The 21291-nt window shown below is 41.8% G+C and carries 24 protein-coding genes; 2 read left to right on the top strand and 22 right to left on the bottom strand.

Annotated features, from left to right (window positions below; translation table 11 throughout):
- Nucleotides 1-74 precede the first annotated feature (74 nt).
- Both secA and BM195_RS18230 read right to left on the bottom strand, forming a co-directional pair.
- Nucleotides 75-2594, bottom strand: a complete 2520-nt coding sequence (secA, locus tag BM195_RS04695; protein ID WP_090234371.1) for a preprotein translocase subunit SecA — start codon at nucleotides 2592-2594, stop codon at nucleotides 75-77.
- A gap of 505 nt (nucleotides 2595-3099) precedes the next feature.
- Entirely contained in the window at nucleotides 3100-3249 is a 150-nt protein-coding gene (locus BM195_RS18230) for a hypothetical protein (RefSeq protein WP_170848152.1), read from the bottom strand.
- A 500-nt stretch (nucleotides 3250-3749) separates the two neighbouring features.
- On the opposite strand from BM195_RS18230, the gene BM195_RS04690 reads away from it, so the two are divergent.
- Nucleotides 3750-3941, top strand: a complete 192-nt coding sequence (locus BM195_RS04690) for a DUF6440 family protein (protein WP_090234367.1) — start codon at nucleotides 3750-3752, stop codon at nucleotides 3939-3941.
- 552 nt (nucleotides 3942-4493) lie between these two features.
- On the opposite strand, the gene BM195_RS04685 is transcribed toward BM195_RS04690, so the two are convergent.
- The 19 genes from BM195_RS04685 to BM195_RS04595 all read right to left on the bottom strand — a co-directional run bounded on the left by BM195_RS04685 (nucleotide 4494) and on the right by BM195_RS04595 (nucleotide 19712).
- On the bottom strand, nucleotides 4494-4865 hold the full coding sequence (locus tag BM195_RS04685; RefSeq protein ID WP_090234364.1) for an iron chaperone: 372 nt from the start codon (nucleotides 4863-4865) through the stop codon (nucleotides 4494-4496).
- Between the two features lie 327 nt (nucleotides 4866-5192).
- A complete protein-coding gene (gene hpf, locus BM195_RS04680; RefSeq protein WP_090234359.1) occupies nucleotides 5193-5747 on the bottom strand; it encodes a ribosome hibernation-promoting factor, HPF/YfiA family in 555 nt (184 codons plus the stop codon).
- Nucleotides 5748-6078: 331 nt separating this feature from the next.
- Complete coding sequence (gene fliT, locus BM195_RS04675) at nucleotides 6079-6432, bottom strand: flagellar protein FliT (protein ID WP_090234354.1); 354 nt, start codon at nucleotides 6430-6432, stop codon at nucleotides 6079-6081.
- Nucleotides 6432-6833: a flagellar export chaperone FliS gene (gene fliS / locus BM195_RS04670; RefSeq protein WP_090234351.1), complete on the bottom strand. Its 402-nt coding sequence runs from the start codon at nucleotides 6831-6833 to the stop codon at nucleotides 6432-6434. Before fliS ends, fliT begins: the two co-directional genes overlap by 1 nt.
- Nucleotides 6834-6859: 26 nt before the next feature.
- Nucleotides 6860-8341 carry a flagellar hook-associated protein 2 gene (locus BM195_RS04665; RefSeq protein ID WP_090234348.1) on the bottom strand — a complete coding sequence of 494 codons (1482 nt, stop codon included), beginning with the start codon at nucleotides 8339-8341 and terminating at the stop codon, nucleotides 6860-6862.
- A 34-nt stretch (nucleotides 8342-8375) separates the two neighbouring features.
- On the bottom strand, nucleotides 8376-8744 hold the full coding sequence (gene flaG, locus BM195_RS04660) for a flagellar protein FlaG (RefSeq protein WP_244535668.1): 369 nt from the start codon (nucleotides 8742-8744) through the stop codon (nucleotides 8376-8378).
- A gap of 81 nt (nucleotides 8745-8825) precedes the next feature.
- Nucleotides 8826-9050 carry a carbon storage regulator CsrA gene (gene csrA, locus BM195_RS04655; protein WP_090234345.1) on the bottom strand — a complete coding sequence of 75 codons (225 nt, stop codon included), beginning with the start codon at nucleotides 9048-9050 and terminating at the stop codon, nucleotides 8826-8828.
- A gap of 2 nt (nucleotides 9051-9052) precedes the next feature.
- Complete coding sequence (gene fliW / locus BM195_RS04650; RefSeq protein ID WP_090234343.1) at nucleotides 9053-9502, bottom strand: flagellar assembly protein FliW; 450 nt, start codon at nucleotides 9500-9502, stop codon at nucleotides 9053-9055.
- 108 nt (nucleotides 9503-9610) lie between these two features.
- Nucleotides 9611-10177: a DUF6470 family protein gene (locus BM195_RS04645; RefSeq protein ID WP_090234340.1), complete on the bottom strand. Its 567-nt coding sequence runs from the start codon at nucleotides 10175-10177 to the stop codon at nucleotides 9611-9613.
- A gap of 129 nt (nucleotides 10178-10306) precedes the next feature.
- A complete protein-coding gene (flgL, locus tag BM195_RS04640; protein ID WP_090234338.1) occupies nucleotides 10307-11194 on the bottom strand; it encodes a flagellar hook-associated protein FlgL in 888 nt (295 codons plus the stop codon).
- Between the two features lie 9 nt (nucleotides 11195-11203).
- Nucleotides 11204-12721 (bottom strand): flagellar hook-associated protein FlgK, encoded by a 1518-nt coding sequence (flgK, locus tag BM195_RS04635; protein ID WP_090234335.1) that lies wholly within the window; start codon nucleotides 12719-12721, stop codon nucleotides 11204-11206.
- 23 nt (nucleotides 12722-12744) lie between these two features.
- On the bottom strand, nucleotides 12745-13233 hold the full coding sequence (locus BM195_RS04630) for a flagellar protein FlgN (RefSeq protein ID WP_090234333.1): 489 nt from the start codon (nucleotides 13231-13233) through the stop codon (nucleotides 12745-12747).
- Between the two features lie 14 nt (nucleotides 13234-13247).
- Nucleotides 13248-13514 (bottom strand): flagellar biosynthesis anti-sigma factor FlgM, encoded by a 267-nt coding sequence (locus BM195_RS04625; protein ID WP_090234331.1) that lies wholly within the window; start codon nucleotides 13512-13514, stop codon nucleotides 13248-13250.
- Nucleotides 13515-13601: 87 nt separating this feature from the next.
- Nucleotides 13602-14021, bottom strand: a complete 420-nt coding sequence (locus BM195_RS04620; RefSeq protein ID WP_090234327.1) for a TIGR03826 family flagellar region protein — start codon at nucleotides 14019-14021, stop codon at nucleotides 13602-13604.
- Nucleotides 14022-14434: 413 nt separating this feature from the next.
- A complete protein-coding gene (locus tag BM195_RS04615; protein ID WP_090234324.1) occupies nucleotides 14435-15118 on the bottom strand; it encodes a ComF family protein in 684 nt (227 codons plus the stop codon).
- Nucleotide 15119: 1 nt separating this feature from the next.
- Entirely contained in the window at nucleotides 15120-16490 is a 1371-nt protein-coding gene (locus BM195_RS04610) for an ATP-dependent helicase ComFA (protein ID WP_090234321.1), read from the bottom strand.
- Nucleotides 16491-16575: 85 nt separating this feature from the next.
- A complete protein-coding gene (locus tag BM195_RS04605) occupies nucleotides 16576-17418 on the bottom strand; it encodes a DegV family protein (protein WP_090234319.1) in 843 nt (280 codons plus the stop codon).
- A gap of 336 nt (nucleotides 17419-17754) precedes the next feature.
- Nucleotides 17755-18447 (bottom strand): response regulator, encoded by a 693-nt coding sequence (locus BM195_RS04600; protein ID WP_090234316.1) that lies wholly within the window; start codon nucleotides 18445-18447, stop codon nucleotides 17755-17757.
- 125 nt (nucleotides 18448-18572) lie between these two features.
- Nucleotides 18573-19712 (bottom strand): sensor histidine kinase, encoded by a 1140-nt coding sequence (locus BM195_RS04595; protein WP_090234313.1) that lies wholly within the window; start codon nucleotides 19710-19712, stop codon nucleotides 18573-18575.
- 150 nt (nucleotides 19713-19862) lie between these two features.
- Here BM195_RS04595 and BM195_RS04590 point away from each other — a divergent pair, with 150 nt between their 5' ends.
- Nucleotides 19863-20495 carry a YigZ family protein gene (locus BM195_RS04590; RefSeq protein WP_090234310.1) on the top strand — a complete coding sequence of 211 codons (633 nt, stop codon included), beginning with the start codon at nucleotides 19863-19865 and terminating at the stop codon, nucleotides 20493-20495.
- A gap of 67 nt (nucleotides 20496-20562) precedes the next feature.
- On the opposite strand, the gene nagB is transcribed toward BM195_RS04590, so the two are convergent.
- Nucleotides 20563-21288 (bottom strand): glucosamine-6-phosphate deaminase, encoded by a 726-nt coding sequence (gene nagB / locus BM195_RS04585; RefSeq protein WP_090234307.1) that lies wholly within the window; start codon nucleotides 21286-21288, stop codon nucleotides 20563-20565.
- Between the last annotated feature and the right edge of the window lie 3 nt (nucleotides 21289-21291).

Genomic DNA, 21291 nt, shown 5'->3' with positions numbered 1-21291 from the left:
ACTCCTTGCCGATTCTTCAAGTTCGTCTTCCGGCTCCCGGATAACGAAACAATGCAGGAATGCAGGCTTTTCTGCTATGCACCATGACAGTGTTTATATTTTTTGCCGCTGCCGCATGGACATGGTTCATTCCTGCCAACGTTCTCGGTTTTCACGTAAGGTTTTCGGCTCTTTTTCTTTTCTCCCTGATCCTGGCCACCGGAAACTGCTTGCGTATTTTTGACAACTTCCTGACGCTGCAGATTATCCCGGATCTCTGCTTTCATGACGTATTTGGCCACTTCTTCTTCAATCTCTACAATCATTTCCTCAAACATTTGGAAGCCTTCTGCCTGATATTCCTGCAGCGGGTCGTTTTGACCGTATGCCCGTAGATGAATACCCTGACGCAGCTGATCCATCTGATCAATATGGTCCATCCATTTCGTATCGACTGTACGCAATACGATCACTTTTTCAAATTCACGCATTTGTTCAGATGTCAATTCCTGTTCTTTTTCATCATAGCGCGCTTTTACTTTTTCCAGGATAAATTCGGTTATTTCCTCAGGTTCTTTGCCTTTCAGATCATCCACGGAAATATCCTCTGGACTCAACAAATTGCCATGAACATATTCGATAATCGAATCAAGTTCCCAGTTTTCATCCAGTTCATCCTGTGTATTCGCCCCAACTACACGCTCCAATGTGGATTGGATCATGCCCTCAACAATTTCACGTAAATCTTCACTCGCCTCAATGACATCAAAACGCTGCTTATAAATGATTTCACGCTGCTGTCTCAGCACATCATCATATGACAGAACGGTTTTACGGGCATCAAAGTTATTCCCCTCCACCCGTTTTTGGGCGGATTCGACTGCTCTTGAGACCATTTTGCTCTCAATTGGCTGTGAATCATCCATACCCATCCGTTCCATCATCGAGGTCATATTTTCGGAACCAAAGCGCCGCATCAACTCATCTTCCATGGACAAATAAAACTGTGACATACCAGGGTCTCCCTGACGACCAGAACGTCCACGCAGCTGGTTATCGATACGGCGGGATTCATGCCGTTCGGTGCCAATCACAGCAAGACCCCCCAATTCCTTAACACCATCCCCAAGCTTGATATCGGTTCCGCGCCCGGCCATGTTTGTGGCAATCGTAACAGCCCCTTTTTGACCGGCATTTTCAATGATCTCAGCTTCCCGGTAGTGGTTTTTTGCGTTCAGTATATTGTGCGGGACGCCTGCTTTTTTCAGCAGTTTGGAAATCAACTCCGATGTTTCCACTGCCACGGTGCCAACCAGTACAGGCTGTCCTGCTTCATGCCGCTGTTTAATATCCTCTGCGACAGCACGGAATTTCCCTTCTACAGACTTATAAATCATATCTGCTTTGTCATCGCGGATAATCGGCTCATTCGTTGGAATGGCGATAACATCCATGTTGTAAATATTGCGGAACTCTTCTTCTTCCGTTTTGGCCGTACCCGTCATCCCGGAAAGTTTCTCATACATACGGAAAAAGTTCTGGAAAGTGATCGAGGCAAGCGTCATACTTTCATTTTGGATCTGCAGTCCCTCTTTAGCTTCAATTGCCTGATGAAGACCATCACTGTACCGGCGGCCTTTCATCAGCCGGCCGGTAAATTGGTCAACAATGATAACCTCGCCTTCCTGAACAACATAATCGGTATCGCGATGCATGGATACATGTGCCTTTAATGCCTGATTAATGTGGTGCGTTAATGAAACATGATTTAAATCGAATAAGTTTTCAATGCTGAAATAACGTTCTGCTTTATTAATGCCCTCTTCAGTCAATTGAACGCCTTTTGTTTTTTCATCGTACGTATAATCCGTTTCCCTGCTCAGTGTGCGGACAAAGCTGTTTGCCTGCTGATACATGGAGGCTGACTTTTGGGCTGACCCTGAAATAATCAGCGGCGTCCGTGCCTCATCAATCAAAATCGAGTCAACCTCATCAATGATCGCAAAATGCAATGGCCGCTGCACCATCTGCTCTTTATAAAGAACCATATTATCGCGCAAATAGTCGAACCCAAATTCGTTGTTTGTGCCATACGTAATATCACTGTAGTATGCTTCTCGTTTTTCTTCTTTTGTCATACCATTGCCATTTGAGCCAACTGTCAGACCAAGAAATTTGAATAGTTCTCCCATTTCTTTCGCATCACGGTCTGCCAAATATTCATTGACCGTAATGATATGGACACCTTTTCCGGTAATAGCATTTAAATACGCTGGCATGGTAGATGCAAGTGTCTTGCCTTCCCCTGTCTTCATTTCAGCGATATTGCCTTCATGTAACGCAATTGCTCCTGACAGCTGAACAGGAAATGGCCGCATTCCCAATACACGCCTGGAACCCTCACGGACAACAGCAAATGCTTCCACAAGCATATCATCCAATGATTCGCCATTTGCATACCGCTCCTTAAATTCCTCTGTTTTCTTTTGAAGATCGTCATCTGATAACAGTTTCATTTCCGGTTCCAGCGACTCAATCTGGTCAACTTTTCGCTGTAATTTATTTAATTGTTTTTTATTGCCATCACCAAAAATTTTTGTTAATAGCCCTGCCATATAAAACGCTCCTCGTATGATTTCATTAGAAAAACTCGGCATTCGCCTCTTTTTATTAGCGAGTGCCGAAGTTTTTCTTATAAGGTCGACCATAATTTTTACTTTCTGACGTTGCGAAATTGTACTTTGCCACTGAAACATAATGGCAAAGTTTTTTAAAAAGATAAGAAACTATAAAATCGTGGCGTTTTCAATATCAAAATCGACAAATTAGCCGATTTCCACCAATCAGGCCTCTAGAAAAAGGCAACGGCCAAAATCTTCTTATATCTGTTGGTCAGCAATCTGTTTACTTCGTATAGTCCAATATTTATGATAACGCATCTCAAGTTGTATGACAACTAATTGAAGCGATTGGACGAGAACCGTCAAAACGTGACAGTGAAACGTCTTTTGATCGGTTTCATGCCTTTCACACAAGAAGAAAGAACAGTCCGGGGATGAACTGTTCTTTCAATCAGTGAGGTAAATAGAGGCAACAATGAGGATACTGAAATAGGAAGGCTTATGAATAAGTGTGTAATGGTTCTTCTTGCTTTTTTTCCATTTCCGACAGACGGCGATTTACGGCAGCAACCATTTCCAATAACTGGGCAATGGTTGCTTCATGCTGCTGCATTTTCCTGACTAGCTCGTCATACTCGTTTTCACTCACATAAGCACTTCCTTTCAATCTTGTATGGTTTTGTTATAGCATGGAATTATCATAAAAAGCTAATAGCCAATTTCAAATTTTGGATTGCCATTCGACACGAATTCCCCATAAAAACATAAATTTCGACACGGTGTCAGTTGATTTTATTAAAAATGCCGCTATTGCAAATGCTAAAATTAAATTTTGGCATAATGTACGACAATGTTCGACATAAAGCTGCTGATCGTTGATATTTCGGCGTTCTATATGTAAAGATTTTATAGGCTTTCTAAGAAAATCTTAATTTATGGAGGGAGGATGAAAATATGAGGGGAAATAAGATGCTAAATTCTACAAAATAACTCTTAAAATGTTGGAAACTATTGTTTATTGCATGTGACAATGGGTATACAGTTAGTGTTCGGAGTATCGATTGTATGATCGAAGGTAGTTCGTGCGTTCATTTTATTATCTTTTGTTACTTAAGTGTAAGCATTCATATATAGGGAGGAGAAACGTACATGTTCAATAAGTCAAATTCAAAAAGCAGGTTTAAAGTTATTTATAAAAATGGATCAAGCTCTGGTTGTAAAATAATAGTAGATAAAGAGACAGGGGTAAATTATTTATATAGTTGGGATCGTTATTCTGGTGGTATAACTCCTTTGTTAGATAAGAATGGATCCCCTGTAATTTCAACAGAAAATGAATAAAATAAAGTCTACCGAATCCAAACCCGATGTGGCCGTGTTTGGATCAAAAGATCGTGGATAATACCCGTTTTGGGAGTGTAAACTAAACTGTGTAAGTGAGCGTGCGTACGGCTCTTACTTCGCAGTTTAGTTTTTTATTGGTAGAATAAAAACAAATGATTGGGAGGTTGTTCTATTGGCGAAGTCAAAGCGTGATGCAAAATCTGTTGAGCTTGCGAACAAATACTAGAAAACTACCAACCAGAGTCTGTAGAAGATATGCAGAATGCACTGAAGGATATATTTGGGCCAATGTATTAAATACTCCTTAAATAAGAAAATGCCCTAAAAGCTACGATTAGCCTTTAAGACACCCTAAACGATTTGAATTATTAAATTGAATGTATGGTTCTATATCAAAAAGCTTAAAACACCCTTAGATGGAATCGTATACCTGTTTGAAATACTGATATAAAGCCATCCGACATTCTCCAAGCGTGCAGGGCCATGTAAAAACGAACCCAAAAGACCTTAAAACACAAATATGAGCCTCTAAGGGATATCCTATTTTTTCTATTTCCGCCAAAAAATTGAACAGTCTGCCTTATCCAAAATATTAAACTCGATTATTCTCTCAAGTAATGAAAAATCAACCGGACTATCCCACGGGAAGCGTACCAACATCTTGCTGTGATCATAACCTGCCTGTCCAATTTCATCAGAAAAATGGATAATCCCTGCCCTTTCAGGGGCAACAGCCAAATGATGCTTGGCTACGCTAAATCCAATAATAAATGTGCCGTGGTCGGTAAACATAGGCTGATTCCAGGCAATTTTTGGCATTAAATCAGGAAATTTCTTCGCTACCCAACCCAAAACTTCTTCCGTTCGAGCCCGATGTTGCGCGTTATCAATACCCTCTAAAAATTCTGCAAAAACTTCCATGTTATTCCCTCCTGAAATAAAAGTTTGTCATTCAGAGAAGTTCCTCCCCATTCGTTTTTAAAACTCCTCGCAAAACCCCTCAAAACGTTCTTAAACAACACCTATCCCCACTATATATTTTACAACCTGATTAGTCAAAATGGCTTAGAGGCTTTATAAGTATTTGACTTGTATCCCCAGCAAAAAAAAGACTCCGCTCTGCAAAGCGAAAGTCTTATCACCACGGAAATCCTTACAAATTAAGGTTGATGACTGTTAGCACTTAAATTAAATTCATTCGTCAAAAAGCTAAAAACGCCCTCGTACAGATATTTATTTATTCCCGCTTTAACTGTTGGGTTCGATTAAACCGTATTTTCCGTCTTTACGGCGGTACACGACATTCGTATTGCCTGAAATAGCATTGGTAAACACGTAAAATGCATGCCCAAGCATATCCATTTGCAATACTGCTTCTTCCGAGTCCATCGGTTTGAGATCAAATTGTTTTTTACGGACAATCTCCACTTCGTCAGACTCTTCTTCCCGTTCGATTTCTGCTTCTTTTTCAAGGTCAGCAAAGATATGTTTCGGAGAACCTTCTTGTCTAAATTTACGATTCACTTTGGTTTTGTACTTGCGGATTTGCCGTTCCAATTTATCTGCTGCCAGATCGATAGCCGCATATAGATCCAGGTGCTGTACTTCAGCTCTGAGCAGCAGATTTGGCATTGGAATGGTAACCTCAATTTTCTGTTCATCGTTATAGACACTCAAGTTTACATTTACATCCGATGATGGCGGTGTATCAAAGTATCTTGCAAGCTTGCCGATTTTCTTTTCGACATAATCACGGATTGCTCCGGTCACCTCAATATTTTCACCTCGAATGTTGTACTTCATAAAAAGTGTCCTCCTTTCATCCTTATGTGTTTATTATACTACATTACCACTTAATTTTCCTGCTTAAACAAGCATTAAAATGAAACTTCATTCAGGGGTGCGCCTTTTCACACTGAATGTTAGTTGAACAGAATCGGACATTTACTGGGGCGTTAATCCCCATTCTCTCTTTCATCCAAGATTTAAATTCCTCTATCAGGCATTTCATGCGGGATAAAGTGAAACCAGGCTTTTTTAGTGCAAAAGGCGTGCTGTATTAAGACACGAGAAATAAATAAAATATACTGAAAGGCTATTAAAAAAGCTCCGAAACACCGGAGCCACTTATCTATTAGTTTTTACTGTCCATAAACATGCCATCTGCAGTTTTCACGTGTTCATATGGATTGATATATGAACGATTGGATTTCTTTTGTTTTTTCATTTGCTTCATTTCAAGCTTTAGTTCATCAAACAACCCATTCATTTTCCTTTGAATTTTTTCATTAAGCGTTGCTGTTTTTTCCCCGAGCCGTCTCTCATTTTCGGTAAAAGGCGGACTTATTTGGGTAAGAAGTTTCCCCCTTTTTTCAAGCAAATCATTGACCTGTTCCATGACTTCATCACGATTTTTCGCATGGACTTGTTGATCAAGCGTTTTTTCCAGCTGTTTCGTCACATCCATCAATCCCTGCAATTGACTCATTATACCTGCGCACCTTGAGCGTAACGGGTTTGACGTGTCTGCTTGATAACCTGTTTCCAGGTGTCGCGAAACTCGGTTACATAGTTTAACGCTTCTTCCAAGTGAGCAATATCATTTTTTATGTTGCCTTCTTTCAGCTGGTGCAGGATATATTCGTACAAGGGCATGAACTGTTGGGCAATTTCTACACTGGTATCTAATGTGACCATTAATTCCTGGATAATTTTCTGTGCTTTTTGGATATTGGTATTTTTGGCTTCGATATTGCCACTTTCGATATCTTTTATACCCTGCTTTATGAACTTGATGCAGCCATTATACAGCATCAATGTCAATTCTCCGCCCGATGCAGTGTTCACAGCATTGTCCCGGTAAGTTTGATATGGTCTTTTGATTGACATTCAGGAACACTCCTTATCCTTAAAATTCACATCATTCCTCCGCCGCCGCCAAACTGATTCATGATCATTTGTGATTGCTGATTCATCCGCTGTATGGACTGCTCCATTTGGGAAAATTGATTCCAATAGCGATTTTCCACTTGAACCATACGATCCTCAAAAGCAGCAATTCGTTCATTTAAATCTTTCATCCGTTTTCCAAGTGTATAATTTTCAAGCGTATCTGTTCCCTCGCCAGCACGTTGTTCAATTCGACTTATAGTTGAATCAAGCGAATCTTCCAGCCGATTGATAATACCCCTGTCTTCGCCTTCAGAACTATTGGAGAAAAGTTTATATACACTGTCAGGATCATCTGCCAGTGCATCCTTTAATTCTTGTTCATTGACTTCCAGTTTTCCACCGTCCAAATAATTACTGGAGGTCGTAATGCCAATCTGTGTTAACGATGTATAGGCCCCATCTGTTTCAACATCGGAATACCAGTTGTTCCGCATGGAAAAAAGCCCCTCGGAAATAATCGACTCTCCACGAAGAATCCCGCTTTTGGCCTTTTCTTCCCATAACTCAATTTCATTCTCAGACATCTCTTCCTTTTGTTCTTCAGTTAAAGGAGGGTAATCCCGGAATTTTTCTTCCTGTTGGGTGCCATTCAATTTTTCGACGACTTCATTGTATTTATCGACAAAGTTCATAATTGATTCGAATGATTGTTCCACATCATTCGTAACAGTAAGATTTGCACCATTTCCTGTTGTTGTATCTTTAAACTGAAAAGTGACGCCGCCGAGTTCATAAGAATTTGTTTTAGAAGTCATAGCAATTCCGTTGTATTTAAATGCTGCATCCTTTCCACCCGTCTCATTAGCCGTATCCATTTTTAACGTTTCGGTGAAGAAGTTTTCACCCGAAAAATCGATTTCCGGACCGCCTGACGTATTATACTCACCAGTCCTCTCTGATTCCATGATCACTTTTTGTGTATTGGAATCATAAAATGCGCGAACACGATTATCCTGATCTGTTATCTTTTGCAGCACATCTTCCAATGTATCTTCATCATCAATTTCAATTGTGTGTGTGTCTGCAGAACCATCACGATTATACGTCTTGAATGAAGTCTCAGTGTTGGTGATACCCTGTTCACGCAATGTGCTGTCCAAATCAATATCATCCAGACTTTCGCCCATATTAATAGCGGAAGAAGCTAACGAATCTACTTGCATGGTATAATTTCCATTATTTGCACTCGGTAAACCCGTTGCTGTTACGGCATTTTCCTGAGATGAACTAATTGATTTGGAATTATATGTTCCACTCATTTTCATATTATAGATCATGTCATCCAATTCGGATAACGTTTTATTGACATCACGGAAAGCATCCCGTTTCCAGGTAAGTGTTGTCTGATCCTGTTCCATTTTCTGCAGCGGCATCCGCTCTGCATCCATCAGTTTATTAACAAGATTGTCGATATCCATTCCTGATGCCAGACCGCCAATACGCATTTTCCGCAACTCCTTTCAGGGACTCTGAAAAATTTTATATCTTTTCATCTACCAAAAAACCCATAAACTCCGCCATTGCTGCATACATATCGAGCATTTTCTCCGGAGGGATTTCCCTGATAACCTCGTCTGTTTCACGGTTGACGACTTTAACAAAATAATCCTCCAGTTTTTCGTGGTACTCAAATTGAATATTCGTCCGCAGCGGTTTCATAAGTTCATTTAGTTTGGATACAATCGTTTTTGCTTGATCTTTATCCACTAGGTGTTCTTGGTCTAATGCTGTATTCGTATTATTGCTATTCTCAGCTATTTTCTCCTTTGCAGCAGATGTCATACGCTTGCTGTTCTGTTCATTTTGCAAGGGGTGAACTGCTGTTAGTGCGTATTCTAACTTCATCATTGCCCATGCATCTCCCTACATAAATTTAATTCACTATTTATATCGGCAGCAAAATGATATTTTAAAGGCTGCTGACAAAGATCATTTTTTTTCAGTTTGCAATAAGTTCAGTATATCTACGGATAAATTGGCAGCCTCGTTATTCTGTTTTTGAATATCGAGATAAATTTCTTTTCGGTGAATATCCACTGATTTGGGAGCTGAAATTCCCAGTTTCACCTGATCGCCTTCCACTCCCAGCACCTTTATTTCGATATTATCATCAATTTGAATCGATTCATTTTGTTTTCGTGTCAAAACAAGCATGACTATTCCCCTTTCGCCTGTGTGGAAACAGTTGAAGCAATAGCTGCTTTTGATGGATAAACGTCCGTTTTTAATATGTACTGTTTTCCCTGCTGGTTTTGTAAATTAACGATAATAGGTGCTTTCAGATTAAGCGTGCTGGTATCAAATGGTTTTTTGACCGTCACAATGGCCAATACAATCACATCTTTTCCATGATTGATGTCCAGACTTTCGATTAAATTATCGTCCAAGTCAATCACGTAATCCTGGTAAAAATGATACGGATTAACGACAATAAATGCGATTTCTGGGGTTTGAGCCGATTGCAATACCTGAAAAAAAGGATTTCCAGGCATGTCCAGCAGAACGAATTGTTTTTCGTGCGTAAATCCCGGCAAACCTGATGAAAATTGAAGGATTTTATCTTGATCAACATCCATTTCTCCTAAGTATTTCGTTTGTAAACGCATAATGCTCATCCTCTCTTAAACTGACTCGGACTGATTGCTAGATGAACTGATTTACGGGCAGTTCATCCCACTTATCACCTGTCAGGACTAGTTGGGGGCGTACTCCCGTTACATGCGGGGCAAATGCGCAACGTCTATTTCCAAGTACTGATATTGCCTCATGCTTGTTGTCACATTCCCTGGTGTATATGTATGAATTGGTTTTTGCGGTTCATTTTGAATGACCGGCCTGTTTATATTCACATTGATTTCCACATCTGCTGGTTCATAATTTGTTTTTACAGCAAAGTGCGATGGAATAAATGTGATCCCAAGCTGCTTCTGCTGGTCATAAGCATTTGTGATGGCTTGACTGGCAATCGGATTCCCATCATTCTCTATTTTCATGAGTCCATTGCCTTGTTTCACGCGGCGGGCAATCCCATCCATCACACCCTGCCGTCCATCATTCGCATATTTTTCGATAAACCTGGAAATATGCATCAATCCCATATCTTCCCATGCTTTTGTCTGATCTATGGTCAGTTTAGAAGGTTGTGTCTCAATCGATACTTCAGCATGAGGCTGCCGGATGGATATGTCAGCTTCAGGCTGTCGAATTTCCTGTCTGGATGATGTTTGCTGTATTTGTATCTGTGCCATCTGAGATTCCATCCGGATTTGTGGTAATCGCATATGTTGTACTCCTTTAACGAAGAAAGATTCAAGCATAATCCGTCTTTCCAGAGGTGAAATACCGGAGATTGCGAAAACTTTGTAAATAGAGCCCTGCACCATGGAATGGCCAGGGCTGGAAATTATTCACTAACGCAGAAAATCAATTAATGTTGGCTGGATAATCCTGCCCCCTGCTGACAACGCAGCACGATGAACACTTTCCTGTGTCATCAGTTCAGTAATGGCCTTTGCATAATCAATGTCCTCGTTTTCCGACAACGTTTTGGTAGCTGTTACTTCTTGTTCGCTCAGCCGATTTTCCACCAATTCAACCCTGTTCATACGTGCACCAAGATCTGCCCGTGCGTTGATGACATCATTAATACTTTCATCGAGTGTTTCAATGCTGTCTTCAATAGCTGCTTGGTTGTCTCCTTCCCCAAGAGCATCAATAAAATTTTGAATGTCCGTGTTGAACAATTCCTCATCAAAAATCTCAGATGTATCTACATTGGCCTGCAGTTTTGTCCCTTTGGCAACCTCAATCATGAACGGATCCGATTCTCCCGAAAACGTTAAACTTCCATCCTCTTGAACGGTAATAGGCTTTATATCGGTATCCGTACCATTAAAAATATAGTTGCCGTTTGCATTTGTATTGGCAATATCAATAAGATGTTCTTTTAATTGCTCCACTTCCTCGCGAATGTTTTGGCGTTCTTCTGCATCATATGTATCATTACTTGCCTGTACCGCCAGTTCACGCATTTTTTGCAGAGTCTGGGTCGCTTTATCCAGCGCAGTATCCGAATTATCCATCCAGGTGTGCATTTCATTTGTATTCCGCTGATATTGCTCGATTTCCGTTACCTGTGAACGATAGCCCATCCCTTTCATGGCAATGACAGGATCATCTGACGGACGATTAATTTTCTTCCCGGTCGAAAGCTTCTCCATCTGCGTATTCATTCTGGAATAACTGTTTGTCAAATTATTCATCATATTATTCGAAAGCATACTTTGTGTAATGCGCATATTATGAACCTACCTTCCAACTAATCCCATATTATTAATAACACGATCGATTATTTCATCAACTGCTGTCATACTCCTGGCAGCAGCATTATAGGCATGCTGGAACTTAATCATGTTGGACATTTCTTCATCAAGTGATACCGAGCTCACAGACATCCGTTGTTGCTCCACCTGTGACCTTAAGATCTCCGTGTTTTCCGTCATATTATTGGCTTCCTCCGCCATAACCCCCATATCACCAATGATAGATTCATAGAAGCTGTTAACAGATGTGTTTTCACCTAAACCATCCAAAGGGGTTTCAAATACATCCGCTAGCGCAGAGGCATTTCCGCTATCACCGGCACCTCCATCCTCAATTGCAGCAGCAATCAGATCAGGATCATCCAGAATGTCTTCATTAACCGTCATGCTGGATGCGGCACCTTGCCCGGAAGTATATTGGAAAAAGTCTTCTATTCCCGAGTCACCATTCAAGTCGTCACCATCACTATGAACACGATTAAACTCAGCAGCGAACGCCTCAGCCATGGTATCCAGGTCATGGAGCATATCCGGATAAATACCGTTTGCTTCGCCATTCTCATCGGTATACCCATATGACTCGACTAACCCTTTTAATGAACCTGTTGGGTCAAAAGATTCCCCATTTACCGTAATGTCCTCAACAGCCTCATAATTATCCTCCGAGTAGCTGACATCAATCTCGTTAAAACTCAATTCACCGCCGTCGGTCATATCACCATTAACCAGTGCCGGCGTATCCAACACATCGCCATTCTCATCCGCGAGTCTGATCGTTGCGAGGCCATCTGCCATATCAGATGCGCTGTCACTGCTTTTTGTATAGCTGACATCGATATTGACAATGCCTGATAGCTCATCAATCAGCCGATCACGTTCATCGTACAGATCATTGGGTAGTTGCCCGTTTGTTTCAATGTTTTTGACTTGTTCATTAATCGCATTTATCTGTCTGACAAGTGAATTCGCATCATCAGCCTTTACATCAATCTGGTTCTTCAGATCTGTTCTGATGGAACTTAATGAATCGGATAAATAGTTAAATGACTCCGCTACAGCTTGTCCTCTTTGGGCCACAACAGACCGGGGACCGTCATCTTTTGGGGCAACGGACAAATCCTGCAGCGACTGCCAAAATTGATCCATCGTTTCAGATAGCCCCGTTTCCGATGGTTCATTCAGTAAATTTTCCATCCGACTGAGCGCGTCGGCCTTTGTGTTCCAGTATTCAGATGCACTGTTTTCTGCGCGGAATTGATAATCTAAAAATTGATTGCGAATGCGCTGTACTGATCCAGTTTCCACTCCTGTTCCCATTTGTCCGGGAATTTCAGGACGGTTGCGTGATGCCGGCGGATACGGTGAGCCAGTCTCAAAGTTTACCCGCTGGCGTGTATACCCCTCTGTATTCGCATTTGCTATATTATGACCGGTCGTATAAAGTGCTGATTGCTGGGCAAATAAAGCCCGCTTGGACATTTCCAATCCATGAAAAGTACTCATCGGCTTTCTCCCTTCATTTGTACCTATGCTTTCGAGTCAAAAACAGATCGATCTGTTCCACCGGATGCCTTTTTCTCACCATAATTCATATTACGTATCGATGGTTTCATCATATCAAGTGACAGCTCAACAAATTGCATTGATTGTCGGATTAAATCCTGGTTCAGCTGTTCCTGCTTTTTCACTCGTGTAATCGTATCGGTCAGCTGAACAGTTGTTTTTTCCAGATCGTTTTTCGCTTGTTCGTCAGTCAAAGTTTCCAAAATAGCTGTAATCGTTGCCTGATGCAATGTGATTCCTTCATTAACCAGCCATTCCTCAACCATTTTTTGACGATTTATCTCCGCCTGTTCCAATGCCTGCACAAATTTATATTCTTTTACAAGCAATGTCTGCAGCTTATCCACAGAACCTTCCTTGATCATTTCCGTTTTTTTTCTTGCTGAATCAAACAGGCCATCATGCAGCTCAATCAGCTTCTCCAATGATTGTATAATGGGCTGAACAGACATGTCGGAGCCCTCCTTTAAGATTGCCTTGACCAGAAATCAATCATGTTTTGCGCAGTTTTATCATAATTGATTTGATATTCACCCTTATCTACTGCATCCTTAATTTGCTGTACGTAGGATGCACGTTTCGCATTCGGCTTCTCATTTTCCAGCATTTTCTTGCCCTCACTGGATATTTCCAGCTGATCTTTTTTATTGGCATCTTTGGAATAATCCAATTGCTTATGAAGCTGGTTTTTGTATGGATTAAAATTTGGCTGATTAGAGCCATATATTTTCATAAAACGTCACCTCAATTATCTTTCAACCTGACTGTCTATAACTATAACACTTATATCGGACGCTTTTTTCAAAAATTAAAGCCTATATCATGATTTCTTATACTTATTAAATGCATAATAAATTTTTTCATGCCCGTTCTTCTGTTCTGTTTCATGGTTTTTCAGTCTTTCATGGTGTTCCAGATCATTTTTCAGGTCATCTGAGCAATTGGCACATAACTTACCTCTAACAATACCAACACCGCATCGTTCGCACGGATAGGCAAGTTTGGGAAAATCAGACGTACGCAATCTGCCCTCTTTAATAAATTTAGTAATCAGCTCTTCCTCAACATCCGTTGCTTTAATAATCTCCTTCATCGTTGCTTCCCGATTTTCCCGTTTGCTTAAAAACCGGTAAACGACCTGAAATGCTTCCTCTTCTTCCTTATAGCATGCCTGGCACACATCACGGATAGATTTTACAAACACATTCCCGCAGCGAGAGCAATTTGCTAATTCAGCCATTGTCTATCCCTCTCCCCCTTTTTTATTCCATATTACCATATTTGTCGTATATCCCGCAGTAAGGTCCATGACCAGTCTCAGGGTAAAAAAAGAAAAACGGTATTGGAACAACTGCCCGTGCATATCGGATCAGTTCGAGCCTGCACGACACAGATTACCAAAGAACAAGAAAAGCTTAGGCAGCAATACATCGCACAAAGAAAAAGTGCTTTCCTTTTTCGAAGACGCCCGCATTCTTAGTCTTTGTTCCTTTTCATCACCGGGAAAAAAGCCCTTGCTGAATGAAGTTTCACTTTATCCCGCATATAACGGACACTATTCCCCCATAATACGGGGGAAATTGGCCGTAAATGTCCGATTCTGTTCAACTAACATTCTGCAGAGTATAGCACTCTGCTGAATGAAGTTTCACTTTACCCACGAATCAATGTCAGGGCATAAACAGCCGGACATCCATGCTTCTTTAAAGCAGTAGCAGCATGCCTGAGCGTTGTTCCGGTTGTATATATATCATCGGCAAGAATGACCGGATTGTTTATGCTTCCTTTCATCTGAAAGGGATTCACAGCTGTAACGCGCTGCCTGCGGGTTTTTTTGGATTGCTTTTCGCCATGAATGCGTGTCAGTATGTCTTTTCTTTTTAACGGTAAAAACGATGCAAGCATTTTGGATTGGTTAAAGCCCCGTTCATGCATACGCTCTTCGCTTAAGGGAATCGGGACAGCCACCGCTTCCTTGGGGAGGAACGAAAAGTTCCGCTTAAACGCTTTCCGGTATTCCATTTCAAAGGCTTTTCCAAGGCAGTAATCTCCCCGGTATTTCCACCGTGTGATCATTTCCTTCATAGCTTCATTATACGAAAAAACGGAATAATTCCATGTCAAAGGGTCTTCCTGCGATAATGACCGCTCCCAATGCATGCAATCAGGGCACATTTCTTTTTCACTTAACCGGCTGCACTTGACACATCGTTTCCCCTGGAGGACGGTTAATTGATCCGTACAGGAAGGACAAAGATTTTTTGGTTTGGACACCAGAATAATATTTCGCCAGCTGGTGTCCGGTACGATGTCAGCATCACACCATAAACAATTCATATTAACGGAACCCTCCCCGTTTGTTCATTTTGATAATAGCTCTGACAGCCTGTACCATTGCTTCTGTTTTGCCGTCATGGAAAAACACGACTTCCCCTGTCGGATCTTCCGGACTCCTGCCGGCTCTTCCAGCGATTTGGACAAGAGCTGCCTCATCAAAAACCGGATGACCGGCATCGAAAACCGTCACATCTACGGACGGGAATGTCACCCCACGTTCTAAAATTGTCGTCGTAACCAAAATTTGAAACTGCTTATTCCTGAACTGCCGGATTTTTTCTTCACGATCATGATCCGTAGAATGGACGGCGGTCATCGTGTGATCAGTCAAAATAGCAGAAAGCTTTTCGGTTATTCGTTTGGCAAGCTTAATGGTCGGAACAAAAATGAGCAATTGCCTGGTCGAAATTTCCCGACTGGCAAACCATTTGAAAAATGCTTTAGGAGGATAGGATTTTTGTAAGTCTTTTTTTAATGCGTAGCTCATACGAAAAGCGGGTACAGGAAGTGGGTGCCCGTGGAAACGTTTGGGGACAAATACATGCGGAAGTTTCTGTTTGGCCATTCGTGTTTGATGTTCCTGCCTTGGCGTGGCCGTCAAATAAATGGTGGTGCTGACTTCCTTTTTGGCACGAACGGCGGCAAATGAGAGTGTCGGATCGTGTGTAAATGGGAAGGCATCTACCTCATCGATAATCATCACGTCAAACGCATGTTTAAAACGGAGCAGCTGATGTGTTGTTGCGATGATAAGCTGCGCTGTTCCGTCTTTTTCCAGGCTGCCACCGTACAATCCCTGGATGTATACGCCGGAAAATGCTTCACGCAGACGCGGAAGCAATTCACGTACCACATCTGTTCTCGGCGTGGCGATGCATATGCGTTTTCCAATTTTCAAAGCCTCAGTGATGCCCGGAAAAAGCATCTCGGTTTTTCCGGATCCGCATACCGCCCAGGTTAACAGCTCTTTTTCACGGCTTTGGATTGCCTGGATAATGCGGTCAGCTGCCTTCTGCTGCGACTGGGTTAATTCGCCAGTCCATGTACAGGCATTTGGAAGGCTAGGCCAGTCTGGCTCGGGACCAGCCCATTCATATAAAGACAAACATTCCATCACCCGTCCCGTTTCAATACATTTCCGGCAATAAAGGTGTGTTCGCTTGCAATCACAGCAAGGAATTTCTCCAAATAACGATTGTTTTTGATTGCCACAGCGCTGACATTGATAATGGGACCATTTCTTTTGGATAGCAGGTTTGGGCGAGAAATAATACGTGTTCAGCAGATGTTCAAATAAGGGGTCATCAATGAGGATCTCACTTCGCAGCAGGCGTTTTCCTGCATAACGTCGACTCAATTCAGTATAGTCCATGGCTTCACGCTCCTGATAGATTAATAGATAGGGGCAGAGTGGAAGGAACCGGCCTGTCGGTCGGTTCCTAGGTGGCTTGTGACAATTATTTGGTGTACCAGCAAACACCGAGTGCACCTTCCCCAAGATGCGTGCCGATAACAGGACCAAAATAACTGATCATTGTGTCCATGTCGGGGTAACTAGCATCAAATTGCTCTTTCAGCTCAATGGCGGCTGATTCATTATTCGCATGGATAAAAACGACTTTAAGCGCTTTCCCTTGTTCCGCATCTTTTTCCAGCATCCCCATTATCCGGTTTAATGCTTTTTTGCGGGTACGGATTTTCTCAAATGGGACAATTTTTTTATCTACGAAATGGAGTACCGGTTTAATCTGCAGCAGACTACCGACAATTGCCTGGGCTCCGTTAAGCCTTCCGCCGCGCTGCAAATGGCTTAAGTCATCAGCCATGAAATATGCCCGGACGGACTGTTTTATGTCGTCAAGGCGCTCTATAATGGCTTCCGGGGATTCCCCTGATTCGGACAGCTTTGCGGCTTCTAGCACATAAAAACCTTGACCCATGCAGCTTAATTCCGAATCGTACGGATAGACATCAATACCATCCACCATTTCGCCGGCGCTGGCTACAGCCTGGTATGTACCACTTATGCCACTGGATAAATGAATTGAAATAACCGCATCATAATCATTGGCGAGTTCCTCCAGCTTCCTGGCGATCATCCCGATTGATGGCTGTGATGTTTTCGGCAGCTCCGCCGATTTTCTCACTTTTTGATAAAATTCTCCGGTTGTAATATCTATTCCTTCACGATAGGATGTGTCACCGAATACAACGCTCAGCGGGACAATATGAACACCATGCTGTTCGATTAATTCTTCAGGAATGTAGGATGTGCTATCAGACATTACAGCAACTTTCATCGTATACCTTCTCCTTAAACTTGTACTATTATCTATCATTTTACATGAATTCAGGTGAAAATGCACCACTGAGAAAACGCGTGGGACCATTCGTCATCTCTGAAGATCGGGAGTAGAAGATAGAAGGCAGGTAGGCGGAATTTTTCAGCGCGTTAGCCGATTTCGTTATTGAAAAAATTCAACCGAAGTTTTATGGATAAATCAAGTGCGCTTCTGTCGTTATAAAAAGGGGATCCTTCAACCAGCGGAGATTTTGCTGCTTGTTCAGGCGTGTAAAAATACGCCGCAGTCAATAGACTGCAGCGCATTTGAAAATTCATGAATATCGAGGGAAGCCTAACTGTTCACTTCAACCCAGCCTTTGCGGATGGCTGAGACGACTGCCTGCGTACGATCGTTCACATTCATCTTTTGTAAAATGTTGCTGACGTGATTTTTCACCGTTTTTTCGCTGATGTATAATCTTTCAGCAACGCCTCGATTGCTTTTTCCATCTGCCAACAGCTGCAAAACCTCGCATTCACGGCGCGTAAGCAAATGAAGAGGCTTATGATATTCGATGGCAGTTTCCGCAACGGTTGCGGCATTTTCATGTGCCAGACGGCGATACTCTTGTACCAGATTGTGTGTTATTTTTGGATGAAGATAAGATCCGCCTTCTCGAACAACTTTAATCGCTTCGATCAACGCATCTGAATCCATTTCTTTCAGCAGATAACCCTGTGCACCGGTTTTTAATGCATGTGTAACATAATTTTCATCATCGTGTATCGAAAGGATGATAACGTAAGTGTTCGGAAACTTTCGTACAAGATCGGATGTGGCTTGAACTCCATTTAACTTCGGCATATTAATATCCATCAAAACGACATCCGGTCTGTATTTCCGGACCAATTTGGAAGCAACATTGCCATCATCACCTTCAGCAACAACTTCAAAAGAGGATTCAAAGTCCAGAATACGTTTTACCCCTTCACGAAATAACTTATGATCATCAATTAAAACAATTTTCGTTCGCTTTTTACTCATCAACTGTTCCTCCCAAGTTATTACTCTATTCTAATATATATTTACCCTATTACATATATGTATGAAGCTAGTTTTTTATATCGTTATAATTCCAGTATACTTGAAGTTTTGTAAAATACAAAATCTTAGGAAACAGTATTCGGCACATTAATCATAATGGTTGTCCCCTTGCCGATTGTTGAATCTATTGATAGTGTGCCATCCAACATTTCAACACGTTCCCGCATACCAATTAAACCAAACGAGTCTTCCTGTTTTAGAGCGGGATCAAACCCTTTTCCATCATCCTTGACAACCATTGCAATAATGGACTCAGTAATTTCCAATTTCACCTTGATTAACGATGCCTCAGCATGTTTAACCGCATTTTGCAAAGCTTCCTGCATTAACCGGAAAAATGCAATTTCATATTTTTGATTGACCCGTTCTTCCTTGCCAACCGATGTGAACTCAATATCGATATCATTGTAGTCAGCAACCGTTGCGACATATTTTTTAATGGTCGGGATCAATCCTAAATCATCCAGTGCCATCGGTCGGAGATCATATATAATGCGCCGGACTTCATATAAGGACGAACGAATCATTTTCCGGACACTTTTGATTTCGCAGACCGCTTCATCTACTGTGCCTTCGCGGAAAGTACGGTCAACCAGTTCTGAACGAAGCAGGATATTTGCAAGCATCTGAGCAGGCCCATCATGGATTTCCCGGGATATTTTCCGGCGTTCGTCTTCCTGTGCTTCGATTATTTTTAGCCCAAATTCCTGCTTTTCTTTTGCCTCTTCAATCATTTCATTAACTTGTCTAAAATCATCATTCAGGTAAGTGAGAATGACGGATATTTTACTGGCTAAACCTTCAGCACGTTCGATTGTCTGATCGAGCGTGACCAGACGCCGGTCGAGCTCATCACGTTTTTGACGCAGCACTTTTTCCTCTTGGCGTGCCATGGCAAGTTTCGTCTGTAAGGCATGCGTTCTTTCATAAACTTCGCGGATTTCAGTTTCTGAATAGCGGTCAAATTCCCTGCTGACTTCTGATAAACGCTGCCTTGAATAGCGTACTTTCTGTTCTAATTCATCTCCATCACTAATGTGACTAATGACCTTTTCTCTCGTTTCATGCAATTCCCTCTGTAGATCTTCATACTCATTTCGCGCCTCTTCACCGATATTGAAAATTTCATCTTTACTGTTTTGTACGACATCGATCATATCATCGATTACATGGTCCAGTGCTTTTTCTTCCAGTTTCTGTACCATAAATTCCCACCAACCTATGTTATAATTATTCGAAATCAGTTTACTTTTTATAGGGGTCTCCAACATACTTTCTGGTAACATTATCCTGATTTTCAGATCAAACTATACCCTATTATCTAGTATAATATCTTCCGGGAGGTAAAAAGCAACATGTTATCTAATTATTATACCGTAAAAAAAGAAGATTTTGTTCAGATAACCATTCAAAAGTCACGATTTATTGGATATGTGAAACGTGTGGAAACAGAAGAAGCGGCACAGACTTTTATTCAAAAAATCAAGAAAAAGCACCATGACGCTACTCACAATTGCTCCGCCTATATGATCGGGGAACATAACCAGATTCAAAAAGCGAATGATGACGGGGAACCAAGCGGAACAGCTGGTGTACCGATTCTAGAAGTGCTGAAAAAACAGGATCTAAAAGACACTGCTGTTGTGGTGACTCGCTACTTTGGCGGCATTAAGCTTGGGGCTGGCGGATTGATCCGTGCATACAGCAGCACAACATCTAAGGCTATCAAGACTGCCGGGGTGGTACAACGACGGCTGATGAAAGGTTTTTCAATTGTCGTGGACTATTCGTTGCTCGGAAAACTAGAGAATGCCTTACGCAATTCGAATTATATGCTGGATTCGATTCATTACCTCGAAAAAGTGGAATTTATGGTGTACGTTCCTGACGGAGAAGAGCAAACTTTCCATGACTGGGTTGTTGACCTTACCAGTGATCAGGTGTCTTTTGCAGATAAGGGAACAGCCTATGTGGAGATTGATGTTTGAGTGGTTGATATAGTTGCTGTGGTGCTGAAATTCCTGTTCTCCGGCTAAAGCTCAAAGGGGTACTGTCTCAAAGTCTCGACAGTGCCCCTTTGTCTGCAACTACAGTCACATTTTGATGCTTTTGCAGAATGGAAGCAGGGAATTCCTCTGTAATCTCGCCGTTCACAAGCTGATGAACAGCATCAGCTTTTTTCTCGCCGGAGACAAGCAGCACGATTTGCTTGCTTTCCATAATCGTATCAATTCCCATTGTGATTGCCTTTTCCGGTACATCGTCCATGGTCGGGAAAAAGCGTGCATTTGCTTGTCGTGTTGATGCATCCAACTCAACAATGTGGGTGCGGCTGTCAAATGCAGTCCCCGGTTCATTAAAGCCAATATGGCCATTCAGCCCCAACCCCAAAATTTGTAAGTCGATATGCCCGGAATCACGAATGAGCATTTCATAGTCACGGCATTCTTTTGCCAAGTCTTCTTCATCACCGTTCGGCAAAAAGGCACGATCCTCTGGCAAGTCAATATGGTTAAATAATTTTTCATTCATGTAGTAGCGGTAACTGTTCGGATCATCAGCAGCCAATCCGACGTATTCGTCAAGATTAAATGTGGTGACATGGTTAAACGACACATGCCCTTCTTTGTATTGACCGATTAGCTGACGATAAAGCCCTTCAGGTGTAGAACCAGTAGCAAGCCCCAGCACCGGTCTGTCTAATTTGTTCACCTGATCAACGACGTATTCACAGGTTTTCTTGCTCATTTCATAATAATCTTTCACGCTAATGATGTCCATAAA

This window comes from Lentibacillus halodurans, from assembly GCF_900112045.1.
Classification (GTDB): domain Bacteria; phylum Bacillota; class Bacilli; order Bacillales; family Amphibacillaceae; genus Lentibacillus; species Lentibacillus halodurans.
This window is presented reverse-complemented; position numbering and strand designations above follow the sequence as displayed.